Raw genomic sequence first — 20,421 nt, forward strand, 5'->3', positions numbered from 1 at the left:
AAAATAATGGGAAAATCGAACTTAAATAAAACTGGTAGAATGGATTTTGAGAAAGTTCTAAACGCTATACGGGATGCTATTAATAGGGATGATCGGTTTCAAGTTACGCATAATGGAAAGAATTGTTTTTGGATTGGAGATAAGGTTAATGGAGGTTTAATTGGTTCAAAGTTGTGTCATTATGAATTTAGACGTAATAATAATCCTGATACATGTTCAATAGAGGTGCATTTTGAAGAGGCAGATCAATACTATAGATTTTGGAATCTTATTAATGATTTAGATGAAAATAGAATAGATGGTTTGTCTTTATATGAGGTACGAAATAAGTATGTGCATATAGATGAAGGTCAATTAACAAATAAAATTAAAAAGAAGCATATTTTAGTTCGTGAAAAATTTCCATTAGATGACAATCTATATAATGTTCAGGAACTTGTTGTAAAATTAATGGACAACCTTTACTATGTTGATAAAGAAATAGGAGATAGATTAAGGCAAATAATAGATTCCAATTTTCAACCTAACCATAATGTAGCTATACCTAATAAAATTGAAACAAAACAAATGAACCATCCATTAAACCAAATACTTTTTGGCCCTCCTGGAACAGGGAAAACCTACAATACCATAAACAAGGCAATTAGTATTATCAACCCTCAGTTTAACTTGAATCAGGAGAGAGATGAGGTAAAGAAAGAGTACGATAGGCTAGTAAAGGCTGGGCAAATTGTTTTCTCCACCTTCCACCAAAATATGAGCTACGAGGATTTTATTGAGGGGATAAAGCCAATTACACAAAATGGTAAGGTTGAGTATGAGGTGCAAGACGGTATATTTAAACAAATATGCGTTACAGCAAATACTCCCAACCAAGGAGATTTTAATATCTCATACGATAAATTGCAAAAGAAACTGAGTGAGGTTGATAGGCTTACCTTAAGTACTCCAACAGGGAAACAGTTTGAAATTTCGCTTAATTCGAACGGTAACTTAACACTGTATACAGGATCAGAAAAAAAGCAGCAGGGTACCCTTACAAAACAAAATATTCAACGACAGATAAATGGTGAGGATATGTTTGTTGGATGGGAAGGTTACTTTAAGGGGGTTATTGCTGCATTGGAAGCGGATTTTGGTTACGTTAAACAGAAGGTCGAAGTATCTGAAGAGCGTAGAAAAAAACAAAAAGTGAAGGACAAATTTGTACTTATCATAGACGAAATTAACAGAGGTAACGTCTCTTCTATCTTTGGCGAGTTAATAACACTTATTGAGGATGATAAGCGTATTGGACGCGACGAGGCGCTTGAGGTTACCCTTCCATATAGCAAGAAGAAATTTGGAGTTCCTGATAACCTATACATAATAGGTACAATGAATACAGCAGACCGTAGCGTTGAGGCGCTGGATACTGCTTTGCGTCGCAGATTTCACTTTGAGGAAATGGCTCCAAAACCAGAGATGCTTGCTCCAAACTATATGTTTTGGTCATTACTTTGGAAATATAAAAAGATTGAATGGGAAAATCCGGATTATGTAAAAGAAGAAAAACGACTGCTTGATTTTATAGGTGCAAGTCAAACCATTTGGAATACAAGAAAGTCGATTTGGAAAGATTTTAAAAATGAAGGTAAAGATGTAAAGCAAATAGATAAATTTCCGTTGGATGAATTTGGCGGGGTTAATCTCCATTTAATGCTTACGAAGATTAACCAACGAATAGAGAAGTTGATAGATAAGGATCATAGAATAGGACATTCCTATTTTATAAATGTTCAGTCCGAAGATGATTTAAAAGAAGCCTTCCGTAATAAGGTAATTCCATTGCTGGAGGAGTACTTTTTTGGCGACATTGGTAAGATTGGGCTGGTGCTAGGCGATTCGTTTGTCGAGAAGGTGAATGGAGGATTTGAGTTTGCTGCATTTAGTGGTTATGATTCTCAGATTGCACAGGATTTGAAGGAGAGATGCGTGTATGCCATAAAGTATCCAAAGGATTCAAAGGATTCAATGGTTTGGGATTTTAAGAGCATATATACATCTAATACGGCAGCTAAGTAATGGAGCCTATTAGGGTATTTGAGTATGAAACCTTAAGCACGACCGATGCTTCGAAGGAGAGGCGGTTAGACACCAAGGTGCTGGATGCGCTATATAAGCTAAACGATGATAGTGGGGGGAAGTATTTTACCCCCACCCGTAATGGGGTAAAGTTTGGAAGCTATGTAGGCGTATTGCAGGTTGGCGGTACTACCATAGAGATACTGCCTAAGATAGATAGGAAAACAGATAACGACTACGATTGCTGGCAGAAGGTGCTGCTTAAGATGTTGGCCGTATGCAACCATATAAAGGTGGAGTCGGTGTCGGATGCTAGCCTTAAACGGAGGTATAACTCGTTACTTGACCTCTACTTTAATAACTACCTCGATGAGGTGGCTAAGCTGCTGCATCAAGGCTTGGTGAAGAGGTATCGGAAGGAGGCATCGAACGTAAGCGCGCTAAAGGGGCGTATATGCTTTGGTAGGCATATACAGCAGAACCTAATACATAAGGAGCGATTCTATACTGAGCATCAGGTGTACGATCAGGAACACCTACTTAACCAAATTCTACTCTGTGGCATTAGGGTGCTATCGAGGGTTTCGTGCAATCCGTTTATAAAGGATAAGATAAATCGTCTGCTGCTCGATTTCCCTGAAATAGTAGAAAAAGTAATTAACGAAAAGCATTTTGAGCAGGTAAGGCTTAACCGCAAGACTAAGCCCTACGAGGAGGCCCTGAAAATTGCTAAGATGATTATACTAAACTACTCGCCCGATATAAAGAACGGTAGCGAAGGTATGATTGCCCTGCTTTTTGATATGAATAAGCTCTGGGAGGAGTACGTGTACCGAATGCTTAAAAGGGAGGAGAAGGATGGTGTTGAGATACTCCCTCAACAGCAGCAAAAGTTCTGGAATAGTAAGGCTATCCGACCAGATATAGTTATAAAGAAGGACGGGAAGGTATTTATAGTTGATACCAAGTGGAAAATAGTAGATCCAGGTAATCCTTCGGATGCCGATTTAAAGCAGATGTACGCCTACAATATGTATTGGGATGCCCCCATGAGTATGTTGCTTTATCCTTCGATTAAAGACGAAATAGAGATGTCGGGTGCTTTTCATAAAGGTAGAGATGGAGTAAATAGGTGTAAGATGGGATTTGTAAATATTTTAAATGAAGATAAAACTCTAAACTTAAGCATTGGGGACGTGATATTGAGAAAGTGTGAATTGAGTAATTAAGCATATAGCAATTTTTTTATCCGATATAAATGGATGATCAATATTTGATTAACTGGGTGTTTGAATATGGGAAAGAAAAAAACGAACAGAAGCTATCGTCAAACCGCAAATGAGAGTTTGGATAATTTACTAAGGCGGTGTGAGCATTTAAAGAACAATGCTTCGTTCATAGAAATGCTGGATTTTATTGCAAAATTTAGGGTGTATAAGCCTTTTAATAATATGCTCGTATTCACTCAGAAGCCTACTTGTGAATTTTATGCCACTCAAAAACATTGGGAAAAAGTATTCAATCGACAAATTAAACCAGATTCAAGACCAATGGTCATTTTGGCTCCAATGCATCCGGTGCTCTTTGTTTATGATGCTGAAGACACTGAAGGAGGCGAAATGCCTAAATGGGATAGATTTTTCGTAAGAGTTTCTGGTACCTTTAAAGAAGAATGGTATAGAAAACTTGTAAAGGAGTGCGAGAAGATAAGAATAGATGTAAAAAACGATTATCTAGGATTGGGAGAGTCTGGATACATTACACCAAAAGAAAAACTAAAGTATGATATTGTTGTCAATCGTAAAGATAATCAAGTAGTACAGTTCTCGACATTAATACACGAATTAGGTCACTTATTTCTAGGGCATTTAGAGGAGAGAGAAAACGAAAAATACCCTTTACGATTCAACCTTGATAAGCGGTTAAAAGAGTTAGAAGCAGAATCAGTAGCTTACCTTTTTTTAAAAAGATTAGGATTGGATGTAAATTCGGAGGATTACTTAGCCATATATAATGTAGAACCAAAGCATCTACAAGAAATTAGTGTAGACTTAATTGTAAAAGCAGTTGGTAGAATTGAGGGTATGATAGAACCTTTTAGAATGCTGAGCATAGAATTTGAAGAGGAAAATGTACCCATTGGTAGCTATCAAATGTCTTTGTTTTAGTATTAAGGATTTTATGACATAAAAATGCTTTAAGAATAACTTATGGCTAAACTTAAAAGTGGTAGTACAGAAGTATCGATTGATTTTTACGGGAGAGATAATTGCGATGATATTGTTTACTCGTTTCAGCTTAAGTGGAAGGGGAGTAATGTTGTTAATCCGGAAATTTTAAGGGATAAGTATAGGTCGGGAATTTTTACCAGCACCGAATGCATTTCCGAATATTCGCATCTTCTTAATTTTTTCGAGCAGGTATGTACAACAGGAGAAAGCAGCAGCTACGAAACGCTTGAACCCCCAATTGTCTACATTGATTGTAAAACCTGGAGCGAGCGTAAAGATTACACCTTAGCCAAGTGGAGGAGTGATTCTAATCGCAACAATGAAGCTTATATTAATGCCTTAGCAGAGTTTTGGTCTCAACATGTTGAGATTACGTTTGGCCTTGGAAGCGATTTCTTTGAAGACGAAGAAAGTGGAGGTTGCTTAAAGATTACCGTAAGCAGCAACCTTGCAGCGTTGAAAAAGTTTACCAGTGAGCTGCGCGAAGAGTATAGTGAGTTTCTTAGGCCGTGTACATAAGAGCTGTATGAGGTGTAAACATAATGGTTAGCACGCTATTATGTTTTTGGTTTCTCAACCTAAAACCCCGCCAACTTTTCCAACCTAATAACACTTTGTTTTACAGGATGGATAAACTCCAGATATTCGGCATGGAGATAAAGGCGGTTCGACTTGGAGCCGTAGAGCTCGTCGCCAACAATTGGGCAGCTTAACCCATGGGGATGGGCGGAGTGTACCCTTAGCTGGTGGGTGCGGCCCGTTAGCGGGTAAAAGGCTACGCGCGTTTGTCCGTTGCGGCGCTCTAGCACCTGATATTGGGTTGTTGAGGGCTTGCCGTACTGGTGGCAAACCATTTGTCGAGGTCTGTCGAGCGGATTGAGACGTAAGGGGAGTTCGACGGTGCCTGTTTCGTTGTGCAGCACGCCATCGAGGATGGCTATGTAGCGTTTCCGTACCCTGCGCTGCTGGAACTGCGACTGAAGCTGCTTGTACACCTCCTTGTCTTTTGCAATAAGCAGCAAGCCGGAGGTGGCCATGTCGAGGCGATGTACCAAAAAGGCTTCGCGACCATTTAGCAGCAGCTCGCTTGCCAGCTCCACTGCCGATTTATCGCCAGTCTTTCCTGGGGCAGAGAGCATCCCCGCGGGCTTGTTGATTACCAGCAGCCAGTCGTCCTCGTAGATAACTTCGAGGGATGGGGGATAGGGGCTTTCGGCTTTTCTCCCGGGATATTTTACGTCCATCCCATGCAGCATGTGTCCTAAGATGGGCTCGCACTTACCCTTACAGGGAGGATAGTAGTGCCCGTGGTGGCGGATCTCCGTTTTGGGCGAGCTACCCCACCAGAACTCTGCCATGGCAATGGGGGTAAGGCTGTTCGCAAATGCGTACTGGAGTAGCTTAGGTCCGGCGCACTCTCCGGCACCTCCTGGTGGAACGCGCTGGGCGGTGTTCTCGAAGATCTCTACCAGTCCCTTTGCCTCGCCGCGTATGTTGAGCAGCTGAAACTCGTCGAAGAGCCTTTGCTGAAGATCGGCAGAGAGCATCTTTCGCTTTGCTTTTAGTTCCTCTATGGGTAGGGCGTAGTGGTCGTACTCGACTTGCAGCTCGTTGATAGTGGCTGTCCATCTTTTCTCTAGTCTCTTTAGCTCGGCCTTCTCGTGCTGGCTTTGGCGAACTAGGGCTGCCAGCTCCTCTTCGGATGGGTGCATGGTGCGGCGCTCTTCTCGCGCAGCCTTCGAGGTTTTTAGCGCGGCTTTTGCGGCGGCAATCTCTTCGATAGACTTTTGCTTCGCCTGTTCTAGTTCGCTCTTTCGGTTGGTAAACTCGGTGCTCTGCTCCATCTGGGCTATTTGCCGATTTATGGAGGAGATAACCTGCTCGCCCTGCTTAAAGAAGCTGTTGGGGTTTAGCAGATCGGCAACCGGGGGAACAAAGAAGGAATGGTGGTTCTTCCCTGCCAGATTCCCGGAGAAGGCGGCAAGGTAGCCTAGCTGTCCGTTGCTCTCCTTTACCACCAGAACGCCAAACATCTTTCCTTGCTGGATTTCTTCGTGCCACTGCGCTTGCTGTTCGAGGTACGTTTTCACCTCGTTGGCTGCCAATACGCATATCGGGTGCGGTTCGCCGGTAAAGGGCGAAAGGAATTGTTTGGGGAGTTCGATATGGCTGGTTGTGGTGGTAAAATGGTTGAGCATGGGGCAAAGGTAGGTTTTTTGTAGGGGATTTAAACACAGAGATACGGAGGCACCGGGTTTATTGTATCTGGTATCACGACACACGACGCACGTATCACGACGCACGTATCAAGACACACGTATCAAGACGCACTTATCAAGACGTTAAGTCTTCAGTTGTGGCTTAACTTGCAGACTTCGGCGTGGGATGTTTGTCTCCTCTTTTCATTTCTTTTCAGGGATGAAAAGAAACGAAACAAAGAAAAATCCTGCACGAATTAACTCGCTCGGTCGCGGTACAACGTTGTCTAACTTTGCTGCGTATCTTGCCAGTCTAGGTCTACTCTTTGAAAGTAATATGTAGATGCTCCGCTCGCTCAAACAGGATTCGTGCCAGTCTGGTATGGCTTCGCCATGGTGTTTACGGAGGGTGGTTGCTGCTTTATGGTTGGGTTGCATGCCGTTGGTTGCTTTGCGGTTGTAGAGTGTTTCTTTATGAAGTATGCTAGTGCTAAGTTTAATAGTAGCACGTTATCCTCCCGTTTGGACGGGAGGCAAGGGGAGGGTAATTTCTCCTTTTCATTTCATGTGAAAATAATTGATTCTTAATGGTCGCTTCTTTTCATTTCTTTTGTGGCCAAAAGAAACGAAACAAAGAAAGGCTGTCGTGGCTTAACTTGCAGACTTCGGCGTGGGATGTTCTTTTTCTGTAAAGATTTGCTCGCGCTTTAGGACTTGGCGCTTTACGAAAAGTTGTGGTTGCTTCGTCCGCTTCGAACAGAACCCACGACGGAGATGGTGTGGCAATGCCACGGTGTTTACGGAGGGTGGTTACTGCTTTATGGTTGGGTTGCATGCCGTTGGTTGGGTTGCATGCCGTTGGTTGCTTTGCGGTTGTAGAGTGTTTCTAACTTAGCACTTGTCTAGCATGTTATTGTATATCTCCTACAGAGAAAAATATAGGTGAAGAACTGGTGTGCTACAAGACGACAACCGCTACGCGGTATCTTTGCAGTTCAAATTTTGTCCGTAGGACATCAGGAACTGTAGAAGACCTCCATAAACTAGCTATTTACCTCGTAGAGGTTAATCTTGCTATTGTTTTATAATGGTCTTTGCCAAGCGGTTTGGAACTTACATTGAATAAAAACAGAACGATAACCTTAGCTTGATACGAAAATGGACGAAAAGCATTCAGCAAAGACGCTTACCGTAATCCCGGGGGTAGGCAAGTCGATTGCCAACGATTTGTGGGGTATTGGAATTCGCAATGTTTCAGATTTGGTGGGTAAAGACCCCGAGGTGCTCTATGAGCTATCGAATAGGCTTGCTGGTACAGTACAGGATCGGTGCCTGCTGTACGTTTTCCGCTGTGCGGTGTACTATGCCGAAACGCCAAAGGATAAGCAGGATGGTGAACTGCTTAAGTGGTGGAATTGGAAGGATAGGAGATAGTATCAAATGAAGAATGTAGTAGGGGCAGAAGAAATTCTGCCCCTACTACATTTATGGATTTATACCACATTGTATAGCAATCCAAATAGCATAGCGCCCAATAGCACGAATGATAGGTAGAGGATAAATACCCTTCGTTTGGCAATTCCCCACACAGCCACCATTGCAGGTAGCGTAGTTGTTGGACCTGCAATAAGAAAAGCCAGTGCAGCACCTTTACTCATGCCTAAAGCTAGCAGTCCACCAACAAGCGGCATTGCCGTAATGCTGCTCGTGTAGGCAGGGATTCCTACAAGCGTGGCGATAATAACCGAGCTTGTTCCATGTCCCACCAGCAGCTTCGACAGCGCATCTTGAGGAATGTAAAATGTTATTAGCGCATTTATAAGGAAGGCTAACGACATAAACTTAACAACCATCCAAACCGACTTCTTTGTTTCGGAGAGAATCTTTTCCCAGAGCGATAGCGTTTGGGTGGTAGTTTTCTTCGAGCATCCGCATTCTGTTTTTGGTGAGGCTGGAGCCGTTGATGGTGCCGATGTAGAGCAGCATTTTATTACCGGAGCAATGTTTTTTGAATCGGCAGGTTGAAGGACGACTTCAACTCTTCTCGAACCGATGAGGTATTGCTTAATTTTATGGATAAAAGCATCTAATAGATTGGGGATTCTGGTATTTCTATCAACCCTAAGCACTTCTTCGCCAATATATCCTTTGCGAGTGGCGTAGTAGGTGATGTATCCCGCCAACAAACTTATTGCAAACGTTGATGCCAATCGCCAAATAGCCAGCTGCCATCCTAAAACCGATGTACTCAGGAAGAATATTTCGGGATCCATTGATGGTGATGCAATCCAAAACGACATAACCGGAGCAAGCGGAACTCCCCCAATGAGCAGTGAGGTGATCACCGGGATAACTCCGCACGAGCAGAAGGGGCTAAATGCTCCAACAATAGTTGCCAAAAAGATAGCAACCAGCGGATTTTTGCTAAATGCTTTGGTAATGAATCGTGATGCTCCCGATACGTTTACCGCTACCGAGATAGGAATGGTGATGAGCAGATAGGGCCAGATGTGAAGGAATGAGCTAAGAATGAACTCTGCAATTCTAAGAACTTGATCCATAAAATAGGGTTTTAAGGTTCTACATTAAATTTTGTTTGCACCATAGACGTAGAGCCTTAAAAAAGGACGCAAGTTTTGAGATGCTACTTTGCCGTATTTTTTCTTTTGCGTTTAGTAGGATGACAGCAGCAACAGCATTTGGGGTGTATGCTTAAAACCGTTCCATACTTGTCGAACTGGTAGTGGCAGCAATCCATAAGCATATCCTTTAGGATTGTTCGTGCCCGTTGTACGCGCGACTTTGCCCCCGAGTATGATATGCCAATCTTTTCGGCATATTCCTTCTGGCTCAAGCCTTCGAGTTCGGTGAGGCATAGCGCTTCGCAGTATTCGGGAGGCATTCGGTTCATCATGCTAACCATATCTCTTACGGCCTCATCGAAAATGGAGTAATCTTTACTCTCCTCTTCCTGGTCGAAGGTCTCGTTAGATTGAGACGATTTGGATGCCTTTCTGAAATAGTCGGTAACAGCATTTCGTGCAATCTGGAATATCCATGATTGTACCTTGCTCTGATCCTCGAGCTTATCTATGTTTTGGTGAATTCGAAGAAATACCTCCTGCAGGATATCGTTGGCTACAGACTCATCTTTTACTTTGCTAATGATAAATGCCCTTAGCCTATCGTTAAATAGGGTCCAAAGCTCTTCTGTATTCCGAAAGGTGTATATTGTGTCCATAGCAATAAAATACTTGGGGTGAGGTTAGGCTTGTATACCGAAAGACATTTGTGGTTTGGGTCCAGCATTATCCCCCCTTAAAATATAATGCTGGATGGAATAACGCTACTCTATCTGACCAAGGATGGCTACGTAGTTTTTTCCATACTTCTTTGCGCACTTTGGACAGGTGGTGTACCACATGTACCATTTTTTAATGGCGTATCCTTTCGATTTAGCAACACTCTCGAAATCCTTACACCATTTGCCGGTATCCTTAAATGGACCTTCGTACACCTTGCTGTAGAACTTGCCGCTTATGGTGGTATTCTCTGCACCGGAAATCTCCCTATCAGTTGCAAGGTAGATGTCCATATTCCATCGTGAGGTATGATCGGAGAGGCAGAGATAATCTGGGACATCGGCGCTCGCCTTAGAGAATACATCAAAGATCCGCTTCATCACTTTGCCGAAGTTGAGGGGCATGTAGAATAGGGTGCATACCTTATCTTTTATAAACTTCTTATTCTCCCACTCAACAACCTTGTCGTCCCAAGGTGTTGGGTCGAATGGTGGGCAGCATATTGATTCTGATGCATTGGTAGTAGTCATGGTTGATCCTCCTTAGATTTGTAATGTAGTGCTAATTTAGGTATTGCTGATGAAGGATTCAAATTTGGAGATTGAAGTAAAGTAACGGGAATTGCTTAGCGTATATCTTTCATCTATTTTGGCAACTTCGGCTCCTTTTTTAGTACTTTACATTGCGAATTGTGGCTGCTTAAATGTACCCAATATAAAGGATTAGCAGCTACTAGTACTGGTAAAATGATTTTTGACTTAAAGTATAACCCTATGAGAGCGATGTTTCTCCTTCTGGTATTGGCCTGCTGGTGCGGTGCTGCTGCTCAACAACCTATCGTAAATCGGTATAGCGAAAGATTGCTTTTAGATTCGATGCCGACTAAGGCATGCCATGCTGCCACATTGGCCGAAGTTAAGCCCGGGAAGATTATCGCTGCTTGGTTTGGTGGTAGCTACGAGGGAGCTAAAGATGTCTCAATATACTGTTGTACAATTTATCCGGTACAAGGAAAGCCCAAGCGTGTTGCTTTACCTGTTGTTAAGGGGAAAGATACGCTGCCTTGTTGGAATCCTGTTCTGTATAAGAGCAAAAGTGGAATGCTATACCTATTCTATAAGGTAGGAAAGAATCCTCGCGAGTGGAAAGGGTATATGATTACCTCAAAAAATGAAGGAGACAGCTGGAGCAAACCTCATGCCCTTCCTGAAGGTTTCTTGGGGCCAATAAAGAATAAGCCCATCGAGGTACGCAAGGGTATTCTGTTGTGCCCATCGAGCGTAGAAACCATAATGGACAACCGTTGGATGTCGCATGTCGAGCTGTATAATGAAGCAACCCTGCAATGGCGGAAGATCCCAATAGATTCGGCGTCGAAGTTTGGGGTTATACAACCAACGCTGCTTTCTCATAATGCTGATACCGTTCAGGCATTGATGCGAAGTCGACAAAACCGTATTGTCGAAAGCTGGTCGTACGATGGGGGCAATACTTGGCAAAAGATGGATACGCTGTCGGTGCTTAATCCCAACTCAGGCATCGATGCGGTGAGGCTTAATCGTTCCTGCTTTCTTTTGGTTAATAGCCCGTTATTAAGCGGTAAAGATTGGTTTAACGGGCGTAACGTTCTAGAGCTGGCCTACTCGAAAGATGGACGACATTGGAGTCATCTGCAGACGCTAGAGAACGAGCCAGAAGGTGAATTCAGCTACCCGGCAATCATTAATGATAGTAGAGGAGTTGTGCATATTATTTATACCTATAATCGACAAAATTTCAAGTATGCACAGGTTGTGGTTAGGTGTGCCAACGATGCTAAGCTCGTTAAGCAGGAATATTTGTAGGGGTAGAGCTGCTTAATATGTAAAAAGCCCCCCGAAAGCAGATTCGGAGGGCGTATGGTAGCCTGTTTTATAGTTAGACGTAAGCTTTGGATGGAGCATTACTCCTTTACGGGGTCTTTCTTTTTGCCCGATCGAACCACCTTATACATAAAGTAAACGGTGTAGAATATAACAATACACCATACTATGCTCATTAAAATCAGTGCCGAGTTATTCATAATAATCTGTTTTCTTTTATTCTACGACGATAGGCCACAAATACTATGGCGGTAGACCCTACAAATATGAGCAAAAGCAGCACTCTTGACATATCGATGTAGAATACCGAATTAATAATTTTTCCATGGAATATTGGAGAGCCAACCTCTACCTTATCGCCAACCTTTGCGGCTGGTGTATAACCTTGCTTCATCTCGTAGTTTACGGTTCCATTCTCGCCCTTTACTGTAAGCGCCTTTACTCCATTGTTGGGGGTTATGCCAACTACCACTCCCGGACTTTCAGCGTAGTAGGTGTCGCTGAAGTAGCGGTTGTTGGGGCCAATCCCCTTATGGGCTATCTTACCAATGATGCTTTCGTTGTGAAAGTTCCAGTTTCCAATATTTTTTAATGACCAATCGTCGTTTACAGGACGTATGGTTGCCGCTACAAAAATTACGATTAGCATTAATGGGGTAACGTACTTGATTATGGGTATAAAGATTCTGGGAAGGTTAACGTCTGCACCTTCGGTAATCTCTGCCCAGCCTCTTTTTAGCCCAAATCCCCAAGCAAATAGTATTGATTCGAACATTGCAAAGACAACCAGAGCAATGGTTCCTCCCCAGTAGTCGTATTCGCCAAATACTCCTTCTTTGAAGTAGAAAATGGATGGGAGGCCTAGCACTAAAATTAGGATACCTAAAATTATAGCAGCCTTATGCTGGTTGTACTTGAACTCGTCGCGTAAGAAGTTGATAATGGAGGTTCCCATTGCCAATGTAGAGGTGATGCCTGCAAAGAAAAGTAACCCAAAGAAAAGGGTACCGCCTAAAACGGATAAAACGGGACCCCACTTCGAGAACAGGAATGGGAGGGTTTGGAACGCAAGGCCTAAGCTCCCTGATCGGGTAATTTCCAGAATCTTATCCACACCAAAGTAGCCGATAGCAATTGGAATTAGGATTGATCCTCCAAGAACAACCTCTACAAATTCGTTCATAAATCCTGCAGCCATTGCGCCGCCTGCTATATCCTCTTTGGGCTTGACAAACGAGGCATAGGCCATAATTGCCCCCATGCCAACCGAAAGGGTGAAGAAGATTTGTCCGGCAGCCGCTAGCCAAACTTTCGGGTTCCATATAGTATCGTATTGGGGAGTCCATAGAAAGTTTAGCCCTTCTATTCCATCGTATACCGCTCCGGCTACACCCGCTTTAAGTGAGATAGCTTTATAGGCAAGTATGATTCCAAAAAGAACAAGAATAGGCATGCCAATCTTTGCTGCAAGTTCTACCCCTTTTTGAATTCCCCTACTCAGAATCCAGATGTTTAGTCCTAAGCAGAGAAGAAAGAAAACGATAGACTCGAAGGGGATTCCGGTTGATGTGGTGGATACTTCCAGGTAGCTCATAAAGAAGTTGGCAACCCCTTCCTGGTTCATTGAGCTAAATGACCCATTTAGCGAATGGTAGATGTACGCCAAGGTCCAGCTCTCCATATAGGTGTAAAAGGATAGAATTACCAGGTTGCTGAATATCCCAAAAACACCAACGTAGGCCCAAATAGGCTTTTGCCCTACCTTAAACATTATGAATGGCGATGAGTGGTAGCTGAATTTGCCGCCAAATCGGCCGGTAGACCACTCGATGAGCAGAAGCGGAAGCCCTAGTAAAACAAGACAAACAAGGTAGGGGATGATGAATGCTCCCCCGCCATTCTCGATGGCCTGTACTGGAAATCGAAGGAAATTTCCAAAACCGACAGCATTACCGGCCATTGCCAATACCAGCCCGATTCTAGATCCCCAGCTTTGCTCCGATGCAATAGATTGTGTAGTAGTTTCGCTCATTATGGCGCATTTTAATAAAGCAACTAGCGGGTAAGTAATGCAAAGCAATAGCTTATTGGTTTAATGCATTTGACATTGCCGTTTGCTAGTCTGCTATTTGCAGGATGATTACTTATTACTCAAAATCAAATGTAGCAAATTTTAGAGGCGATGTGGGTGTTCTGTCTCTTGACGTTTAAGGAAATGTTATAATTATGTTGAAGATAAACGGCTGTTTTTAGCTCTAGAATACCGTGAACAATCGCAGATGCGTTGCCTCATAATGCGGTTTATTCTGAAAAAATGATGCTTGTAAATGTTCACTTTTTATATGTAGCATTGACAAATGGTGGATCGAATGCAGCTTTAGGGTTATAAGCACATTCAAAAATTAACACGATTGTGCTATAATTTACCTGTTTTTTGAACAGGGTAATGAATAATAGAGTATTTTCGCTGAAAAATTTAATGTTCACAATTATGAAGTTTAAAGTTGTTATTCTTTCAACTGTTGTTGCAGCTTTCCTTCTTTCTTCTTGCGGAAAGGGAGGGCATAAGTTCGCTAACCTAGCAGACTCAGCCAGCTATGCTTTTGGTGTAAGCATCGGACGTAACCTAGAAGGTTATCGTGCACAAAACATCAACGAAAAAGTCCTTGCTCAGGCTATTGAAGATGTATTGAGCGGTGATACCACCAAGGTGAAGATGAACGATCAATTGGCTATGACCGTTATCCAAACATACTTTACCAAGCTACAAAAGGAAATTGCTGACAAGAATGTTAAGGACGGAGAAGAATTCTTGGCAAAGAACAAGAAAGAATCGGGCGTAGTTGCTCTTCCTAATGGTCTTCAGTATAAGATTAACGCTCCTGGTGATCAAAATATTAAGCCAACAGCTACCGATACCGTAGTTGTTAACTATACCGGTACTTTTATCGATGGTAAAGAGTTCGACTCTTCGAAGAAGCAAGGAATGCCAGCTCGTTTTGTGCTAGGTGGCGTTATTCCTGGATGGACTCAAGGTCTTCAGCTTATCGGTAAGGGTGGTAAGATTAAGCTTTTCATTCCTGCTAACCTTGCCTATGGCGAAAGAGGTGCTGGTAATGTAATTCCTGCTAACTCTACCCTTATTTTCGAAGTAGAGCTTCTTGACGTAATCAAGGGTGCTGCTCCTGCTGCTGCTAAGAAATAGCTAACGCTTTTATAGGATATAAAAGGCTGTCGATATCAAGTATAGGCAGCCTTTTTTATGTGTAATCAGGTGATAATACAATAAGAAGAAGGATCGATTGTTTGAGATCTTTCCTGGCGGTTGAAGCATATATGGTATATTTGTTATACATTTCAACCCGTAAACATGTTTGATAAAATCAAATCCAAATGAAGAAAGTACTCTTGGCTGCAATTGCCCTAGTTGGCATCAGCACAATTTCTTACTCTGCGTCGTTCCCGTCAAATCAGCAGGGCGACTCGCTGAAGACGATGAAGCTTAAAAATGCGTCCGATTCGGTTTGCTATGCCATAGGGCTTACTGTTGGTCAGAGCCTTCGTAACTTTCAGGTAAAGACAGTTGACGAAAGAATTGTTGCAAAGGCTATAAAGGATATGCTGAGCAATAATCCAGAAAACCTACAGATTAACGAAAGGGAGGCCATGGGCGTTGTTCAGGCCTATTTTGGAAAGATCCAAAAGGAAGCTATGGATAATGCGCTAAAGCAAGGCGAAGACTTTTTGGCTAAGAATAAGCAGGAGGCCGGAGTTGTTGAACTTCCTAGCGGCTTACAGTATAAGATTGTCAATCCAGGCGATGCTAAGCTAATGCCTAAGGCTACCGATACGGTAGTTGTGCACTATACCGGTTCGCTAATTGATGGAAAGGTGTTCGACTCGTCGAAGAACTATGGTAAACCAATTACCTTCCCTCTAAATCAGGTTATCCCAGGTTGGACCGAAGGCGTTCAGCTAATCGGTAAGGGGGGTACAATTATGCTTTACATCCCTTCGAAGCTAGCTTATGGCGAGCGTGGTGCTGGTAATGCAATCCCCGGAAACTCTGCCCTTATCTTTGAGATAGAGTTGGTAGATGTAAAGGTTAGCGATGCTCCTGCAGATAAGAGCAAGGTGGTGCCCGCCAAAGCGCTTACCCCCGCAAAATCGGCAGCCCCAGCAAAGAAGAAGGCTACGGCCTCTAATCCTAAGAAGAAGTAGCTGTAGATAGCATATGCAAGGGCTGCTTTCTAAATGATATAGGAAGCAGCCCTTTTTTTACTATCCATTTTCCATCAGAATATTTACCTTTGTGGTCAAACAAAAAATACATTTAAAGCGATGAGAACAGCAGCAATTCATACCGAAAAAGGGGTGATGAAGGTTAACTTCTTCGAAGAAGATGCGCCCAACACCGTTGAAAACTTTTGCAAGCTAGCCAAGTCGGGCTTCTACGATGGGCTTACCTTTCACCGTGTAATCCCTAACTTCGTAATTCAGGGTGGATGCCCCGATGGTACAGGAGCAGGCGGCCCCGGCTACTCTATTAAGTGCGAAACCAGCGGAAACAACCAGTACCACGATAGAGGCGTTCTTTCGATGGCACATGCCGGAAAAGATACCGGTGGCTCGCAGTTCTTTATCTGCCATAACCGTCAGAACACTCAACACCTTGACCGTCGCCATACCGTTTTCGGAAAGGTTTACGAGGGCTTAGAGGTGATCGACCTTATCCGTCAAGGCGACAAAATTCTTAAGATTGAAATTTTTGAAGAATAAGATATAATGAGCTTAGAAGTAACAGGTAGGCTACTAAAGGTATTGCCTCAGCAGCGCGGTGCCGGAAAGAACGGCGAATGGGTAAAGCAAGATTTTGTTGTCGAAACCACCGAGCAGTATCCAAAAAAGGTATGCTTTTCGGCTTGGGGCGATAAGGTTAACGACCTAAGTCGTGTTAACGTTGGCGATAGCATCACGGTTAGCTTTAACGTGGAGTCGCGCGAGTACAACGAGCGCTGGTACACCGATCTTAGATCCTGGAGAATAACCCCACAATCGCAGGGTGGTTCTGCCGGTATGCCTCCATTCCCCGGAGAAATACCTCCTCCTGTAGATTCGATGGAGGGTAACGAAGATTTACCATTTTAGCATAATGAAACCTCTGCCTTGGCAGGGGTTTTTTTATCCATGCGCCGTACGCATTGTCGTGGACAATTCTCCCCAATTTTTCTAGCGTATTTGTACCCTCGCCTACTAGGGAGATCGCTATTCACGCGGTAACGGCGCTCTTCTCTGCTCCGGAAAAAAAATATTCACGCGGTAACAGGGCTCTTCTGACATTGGGGGACTCGCATTCACGCGGTAATGGCGCTCTTCTCTGCTCCGGAGAAGAATATTCACGCGGTAACGGCGCTCTTCTAAGTACGGGAGAAGAGTATTCACGCGGTAACAATGCTCATCTATACCTCTACTGCTGGTTAGCGCTAAGCCGAGCAGGTATCCCGTTTGCAAAAAGACCTCGAAAATAGAACAACCCTACAGGCATTAGCTGTACATTAGCCGTTAAAAAAAGAAGGCTATGCGAGTGGCAATTCTTGGCGGCACAGGTTTTATTGGTTCGCATCTTACCCGCTTGTTAGTACAGGATGGGGTTGATGTAACCGTTGTCTCGCGGCATCCAAAGGTTGGTGCAGTAGGTAAAGGGCGAGGCATGGTTGAGTACGCTCGGTGGAATGGCTCTTCGGTGCAGGAGCTTATCCCGATTGTAGAAAAGGCAGATGGCGTAGTTAACCTGGTTGGAGAGGGTATCGCCGATAAGCGTTGGACTCCCGAACGTAAGCAGGCAATCCTAAAGTCGAGGGTTGATGCGGCCAGCGCTCTTTGTAGTGCTATCCAGCAGGCCGATTCTAAGCCGGATGTTGTGGTTCAAGCATCAGCTATTGGGTACTATGGGTATAAGTACGAACGTAAGGATCGGATAGAGGCTGATGAGTTCTCGGAAGTAGGAACCGGATTCCTTGCCGAGGTCTGTAAGCAGTGGGAGGATGCCATTCTTCCTTTAGAGGATGTAGTAGCTAGGTTGGTTATTGTTCGTACAGGTATTGTTTTAGGCTTCGGAGGCGGATTTCTTGGCAAGCAGCTGCCGTTATTTAAGCTCGGTTTGGGGGGCTCTATAGGTAAAGGGGTGCAGCCCTTCTCGTGGATTCATATTGACGATGAGGTTGGTGCTATTCTTCATCTGTTAAGGAGTAGGGAATCCTCGGGCGTTTACAACCTTGTAGCACCGAATCCATGTTCGTACTCCTCGTTTGTAAAAACACTTGGAGGCGTACTGCACCGCCCAGCTCTTCTTGCAATCCCTATTTGGGCCGTTAAGCTTCTATTTGGCGAAGAGATGGCAAATGAGGTGATTGTTGGAGGTAAAATCGTTGTCCCTCGTCGGCTTTTAGAGTCGGGTTACTCATTTAAATATCCCTTACTTCAGGATGCCTTAACGATGATTGTTAAGAAGGATTGATTGATCTTTTGTTTTGTCGTGAAAATGGATTGTTAACTTTTATATTGTAATTATAATTAGGGTAAATTGTACAAATATGACGTAAAATAGCTGTATTGGATGAAAAATTAGTACTTTTACCGTCAAATGTAAAAGTGCTAAAATGATAAATGAACAGCTGATAAACCCCAAAAGCATAGTTGTTGTTGGCGGTAGCGACGATATCCAGAAACCCGGAGGTAAAGTTCTTAAAAACCTACTAGATGGCTGCTTTGCAGGCGATCTTTTTGTGGTTAACCCTAAAGCGGAAAATGTTCAGGGTGCCAAAACGTTTAAATCGGTAGAGGATCTTCCTCAGGTAGATTTGGCAATTTTGGCTATTGCCGCCAAGTTTTGTCCTGCATCTGTGCGCGAGCTGGCCGAGAATAAGGGTACAAAAGCCTTTATAATTCTTTCTGCAGGATTCCATGAGGAAAGCGAGGAAGGGGCACGTCTAGAGCAGGAGATCGTGGATATCATCAACGCAAACAATGGCTGCCTAATTGGGCCAAACTGTGTAGGGGTTATGAACTCCAACCATCAGGGCGTTTTCACTACACCAATCCCTAAGTTCGACCCTATGGGTGTCGACTTTATCTCGGGATCTGGAGCAACAGCTGTTTTCATTATGGAATCGGGGATTCCTAATGGGCTAACCTTCTCGAGCGTGTACTCCGTAGGGAATAGCGCGCAAATGGGGGTCGAAGATGTATTAAAGTATCTCGACGAGACCTATGTAGAAGGGAAAAGTTCCAAGGTTAAGCTTATATACGTAGAGAGCATCAATAAGCCCGAAATGCTGCTCAAGCACGCCTCTTCGCTAATTTCTAAGGGATGTAGGATTGCTGCCGTTAAGTCGGGATCGTCGGAGGCCGGAAGCCGTGCCGCATCGTCGCATACCGGAGCCCTTGCCAGTCCAGATGTGGCTGTCGAGGCGCTATTCCGTAAGGCGGGTATAGTTAGATGTGGAGGAAGGCAGGAGCTATCTACCATTGCCTCCATCTTTATGCATCCCGAGCTAAAGGGCAAAAATATTGCGGTGATTACCCATGCCGGTGGTCCAGCCGTAATGCTTACCGATGTGCTGTCGAATAACGGCCTTAACGTTCCTCCGATTACCAGCCCAAAAGCAAAGAATCTTCTCGAAAAGCTATTTGCCGGTTCGTCGGTGGCCAACCCTATTGACTTTTTGGCTACAGGTACTGCCCAACAGCTTGGCGATATAATTGATGCCTGCGAGAACGACTTCGACGAGATTGATGCTATGGCGGTGATCTTTGGTAGTCCTGGTCTTTTCCCCGTGTACGACGTGTACGAAGTGCTCGACCGGAAGATGAAGGAGTGCAAGAAGCCTATTTATCCTATCCTGCCAAGCGTTATCAACGTAAAGGACGAAATAGAGGCATTCCTAGCTAAGGGACGCATTAACTTCCCCGATGAGGTGGTGTTTGGTGCGGCGCTTGCCAAGGTTTACAATACCCCAAAGCCAGCTGTTCTGGATGCCGATTCGTATTCGCTAGATGTTGCAAAAATACGTAAGGTGGTAGACGAGGCCGAGAATGGCTATCTGCTACCCGAAAAGGTGCAGGAGTTGCTCGATGCAGCCGGCGTACCACGCGCAAAGGAAATGGTGGTTGATACCCCTGCAGCCTGTGTTGCAGCTCTTAACGAGATAGGCTACCCTGTGGTAATGAAGGTGGTTGGGCCGGTACATAAGTCGGACGTTGGCGGTGTGGTGCTTAACGTAACCGATCAGGAAACAGCTCTTAAGGAGTTCGAGCGTATGATGAAGATTAAGGATACGACGGCTATCCTTCTTCAGCCAATGCTAAGCGGAACCCAGCTTTTTGTGGGCGCAAAGCAGGAGGGCGACTTCGGACATTTAATATTCTGCGGTCTTGGCGGTATCTTTATAGAGGTGCTAAAGGATGTTACCGCTGGTCTTGCTCCTATAGGTATTAACGAGGCGCATGACATGATCCATAGGCTTAAATCGTACAAGATTATAGCTGGCGCAAGAGGTCAGGAGCCGGTTAACGAGGATCAGTACGCCGAGATTATTGCGAGAGTTTCGGCTCTATGCAAGGTTGCTCCCGAGATATTCGAGATGGATATAAACCCACTCTTGGGGACACGCGATAAGGTGGTCGCTGTTGATGCTCGCATTAGAATAGAAAAATAACGTGCAGTTTTGCGCAAGGAAAAGCAGCTACGGCTGCTTTTATTTAT

The 20,421-nt window shown here is 43.9% G+C and carries 17 protein-coding genes; 12 read left to right on the top strand and 5 right to left on the bottom strand.

What is annotated here, in order from left to right:
* The first annotated feature begins 39 nt into the window (after positions 1-39).
* From CLV25_RS08975 to CLV25_RS08990, 4 genes are all read left to right on the top strand, one after another.
* Positions 40-2,064 carry an McrB family protein gene (locus tag CLV25_RS08975; protein ID WP_243649615.1) on the top strand — a complete coding sequence of 675 codons (2,025 nt, stop codon included), beginning with the start codon at positions 40-42 and terminating at the stop codon, positions 2,062-2,064.
* Positions 2,064-3,293 carry an McrC family protein gene (locus CLV25_RS08980; protein ID WP_131839309.1) on the top strand — a complete coding sequence of 410 codons (1,230 nt, stop codon included), beginning with the start codon at positions 2,064-2,066 and terminating at the stop codon, positions 3,291-3,293. The genes CLV25_RS08975 and CLV25_RS08980 overlap by 1 nt, the downstream gene beginning before the upstream one ends.
* 66 nt (positions 3,294-3,359) lie before the next feature.
* Complete coding sequence (locus tag CLV25_RS08985; protein ID WP_131839310.1) at positions 3,360-4,232, top strand: ImmA/IrrE family metallo-endopeptidase; 873 nt, start codon at positions 3,360-3,362, stop codon at positions 4,230-4,232.
* Positions 4,233-4,274: 42 nt separating this feature from the next.
* Positions 4,275-4,814, top strand: a complete 540-nt coding sequence (locus tag CLV25_RS08990) for a hypothetical protein (protein WP_131839311.1) — start codon at positions 4,275-4,277, stop codon at positions 4,812-4,814.
* Positions 4,815-4,873: 59 nt separating this feature from the next.
* Here the strand turns inward: CLV25_RS08990 and CLV25_RS08995 are convergent, their stop codons facing one another.
* On the bottom strand, positions 4,874-6,493 hold the full coding sequence (locus CLV25_RS08995) for an RluA family pseudouridine synthase (protein WP_131839312.1): 1,620 nt from the start codon (positions 6,491-6,493) through the stop codon (positions 4,874-4,876).
* Between the two features lie 1,158 nt (positions 6,494-7,651).
* Here CLV25_RS08995 and CLV25_RS09000 point away from each other — a divergent pair.
* Positions 7,652-7,927, top strand: a complete 276-nt coding sequence (locus CLV25_RS09000) for a helix-hairpin-helix domain-containing protein (protein WP_131839313.1) — start codon at positions 7,652-7,654, stop codon at positions 7,925-7,927.
* 59 nt (positions 7,928-7,986) lie between these two features.
* Here the strand turns inward: CLV25_RS09000 and CLV25_RS09005 are convergent, their stop codons facing one another.
* From CLV25_RS09005 to CLV25_RS09015, 3 genes are all read right to left on the bottom strand, one after another.
* Complete coding sequence (locus CLV25_RS09005; RefSeq protein WP_131839314.1) at positions 7,987-9,054, bottom strand: permease; 1,068 nt, start codon at positions 9,052-9,054, stop codon at positions 7,987-7,989.
* Between the two features lie 83 nt (positions 9,055-9,137).
* Positions 9,138-9,734, bottom strand: a complete 597-nt coding sequence (sigZ, locus tag CLV25_RS09010; RefSeq protein WP_131839315.1) for an RNA polymerase sigma factor SigZ — start codon at positions 9,732-9,734, stop codon at positions 9,138-9,140.
* A gap of 105 nt (positions 9,735-9,839) precedes the next feature.
* Complete coding sequence (locus CLV25_RS09015; RefSeq protein WP_131839316.1) at positions 9,840-10,325, bottom strand: hydrolase; 486 nt, start codon at positions 10,323-10,325, stop codon at positions 9,840-9,842.
* Positions 10,326-10,568: 243 nt separating this feature from the next.
* Here CLV25_RS09015 and CLV25_RS09020 point away from each other — a divergent pair, with 243 nt between their 5' ends.
* Entirely contained in the window at positions 10,569-11,639 is a 1,071-nt protein-coding gene (locus tag CLV25_RS09020) for a sialidase family protein (protein WP_207895614.1), read from the top strand.
* Positions 11,640-11,853: 214 nt separating this feature from the next.
* Here CLV25_RS09020 and CLV25_RS09025 read toward each other — a convergent pair whose 3' ends face one another.
* Positions 11,854-13,689: a sodium-dependent transporter gene (locus tag CLV25_RS09025; RefSeq protein WP_131839318.1), complete on the bottom strand. Its 1,836-nt coding sequence runs from the start codon at positions 13,687-13,689 to the stop codon at positions 11,854-11,856.
* Between the two features lie 459 nt (positions 13,690-14,148).
* Here CLV25_RS09025 and CLV25_RS09030 point away from each other — a divergent pair, with 459 nt between their 5' ends.
* The 6 genes from CLV25_RS09030 (at position 14,149) to CLV25_RS09055 (ending at position 20,374) form a co-directional block, all read left to right on the top strand.
* Positions 14,149-14,862, top strand: coding sequence for an FKBP-type peptidyl-prolyl cis-trans isomerase (locus CLV25_RS09030; RefSeq protein ID WP_165877046.1), 714 nt, complete (start codon positions 14,149-14,151; stop codon positions 14,860-14,862).
* Between the two features lie 188 nt (positions 14,863-15,050).
* A complete protein-coding gene (locus CLV25_RS09035) occupies positions 15,051-15,878 on the top strand; it encodes an FKBP-type peptidyl-prolyl cis-trans isomerase (protein WP_243649616.1) in 828 nt (275 codons plus the stop codon).
* A gap of 120 nt (positions 15,879-15,998) precedes the next feature.
* Entirely contained in the window at positions 15,999-16,436 is a 438-nt protein-coding gene (locus CLV25_RS09040; protein ID WP_131839320.1) for a peptidylprolyl isomerase, read from the top strand.
* A gap of 6 nt (positions 16,437-16,442) precedes the next feature.
* Positions 16,443-16,805 (top strand): DUF3127 domain-containing protein, encoded by a 363-nt coding sequence (locus CLV25_RS09045; RefSeq protein ID WP_131839321.1) that lies wholly within the window; start codon positions 16,443-16,445, stop codon positions 16,803-16,805.
* Positions 16,806-17,235: 430 nt separating this feature from the next.
* On the top strand, positions 17,236-18,174 hold the full coding sequence (locus tag CLV25_RS09050) for a TIGR01777 family oxidoreductase (RefSeq protein WP_131839322.1): 939 nt from the start codon (positions 17,236-17,238) through the stop codon (positions 18,172-18,174).
* A gap of 142 nt (positions 18,175-18,316) precedes the next feature.
* The gene (locus tag CLV25_RS09055) at positions 18,317-20,374 is read left to right on the top strand and encodes an acetate--CoA ligase family protein (RefSeq protein ID WP_131839323.1); all 2,058 of its coding nucleotides are present in this window, start codon (positions 18,317-18,319) and stop codon (positions 20,372-20,374) included.
* Positions 20,375-20,421: the final 47 nt, after the last annotated feature.

It is taken from the genome of Acetobacteroides hydrogenigenes (assembly GCF_004340205.1).
GTDB lineage: Bacteria > Bacteroidota > Bacteroidia > Bacteroidales > ZOR0009 > Acetobacteroides > Acetobacteroides hydrogenigenes.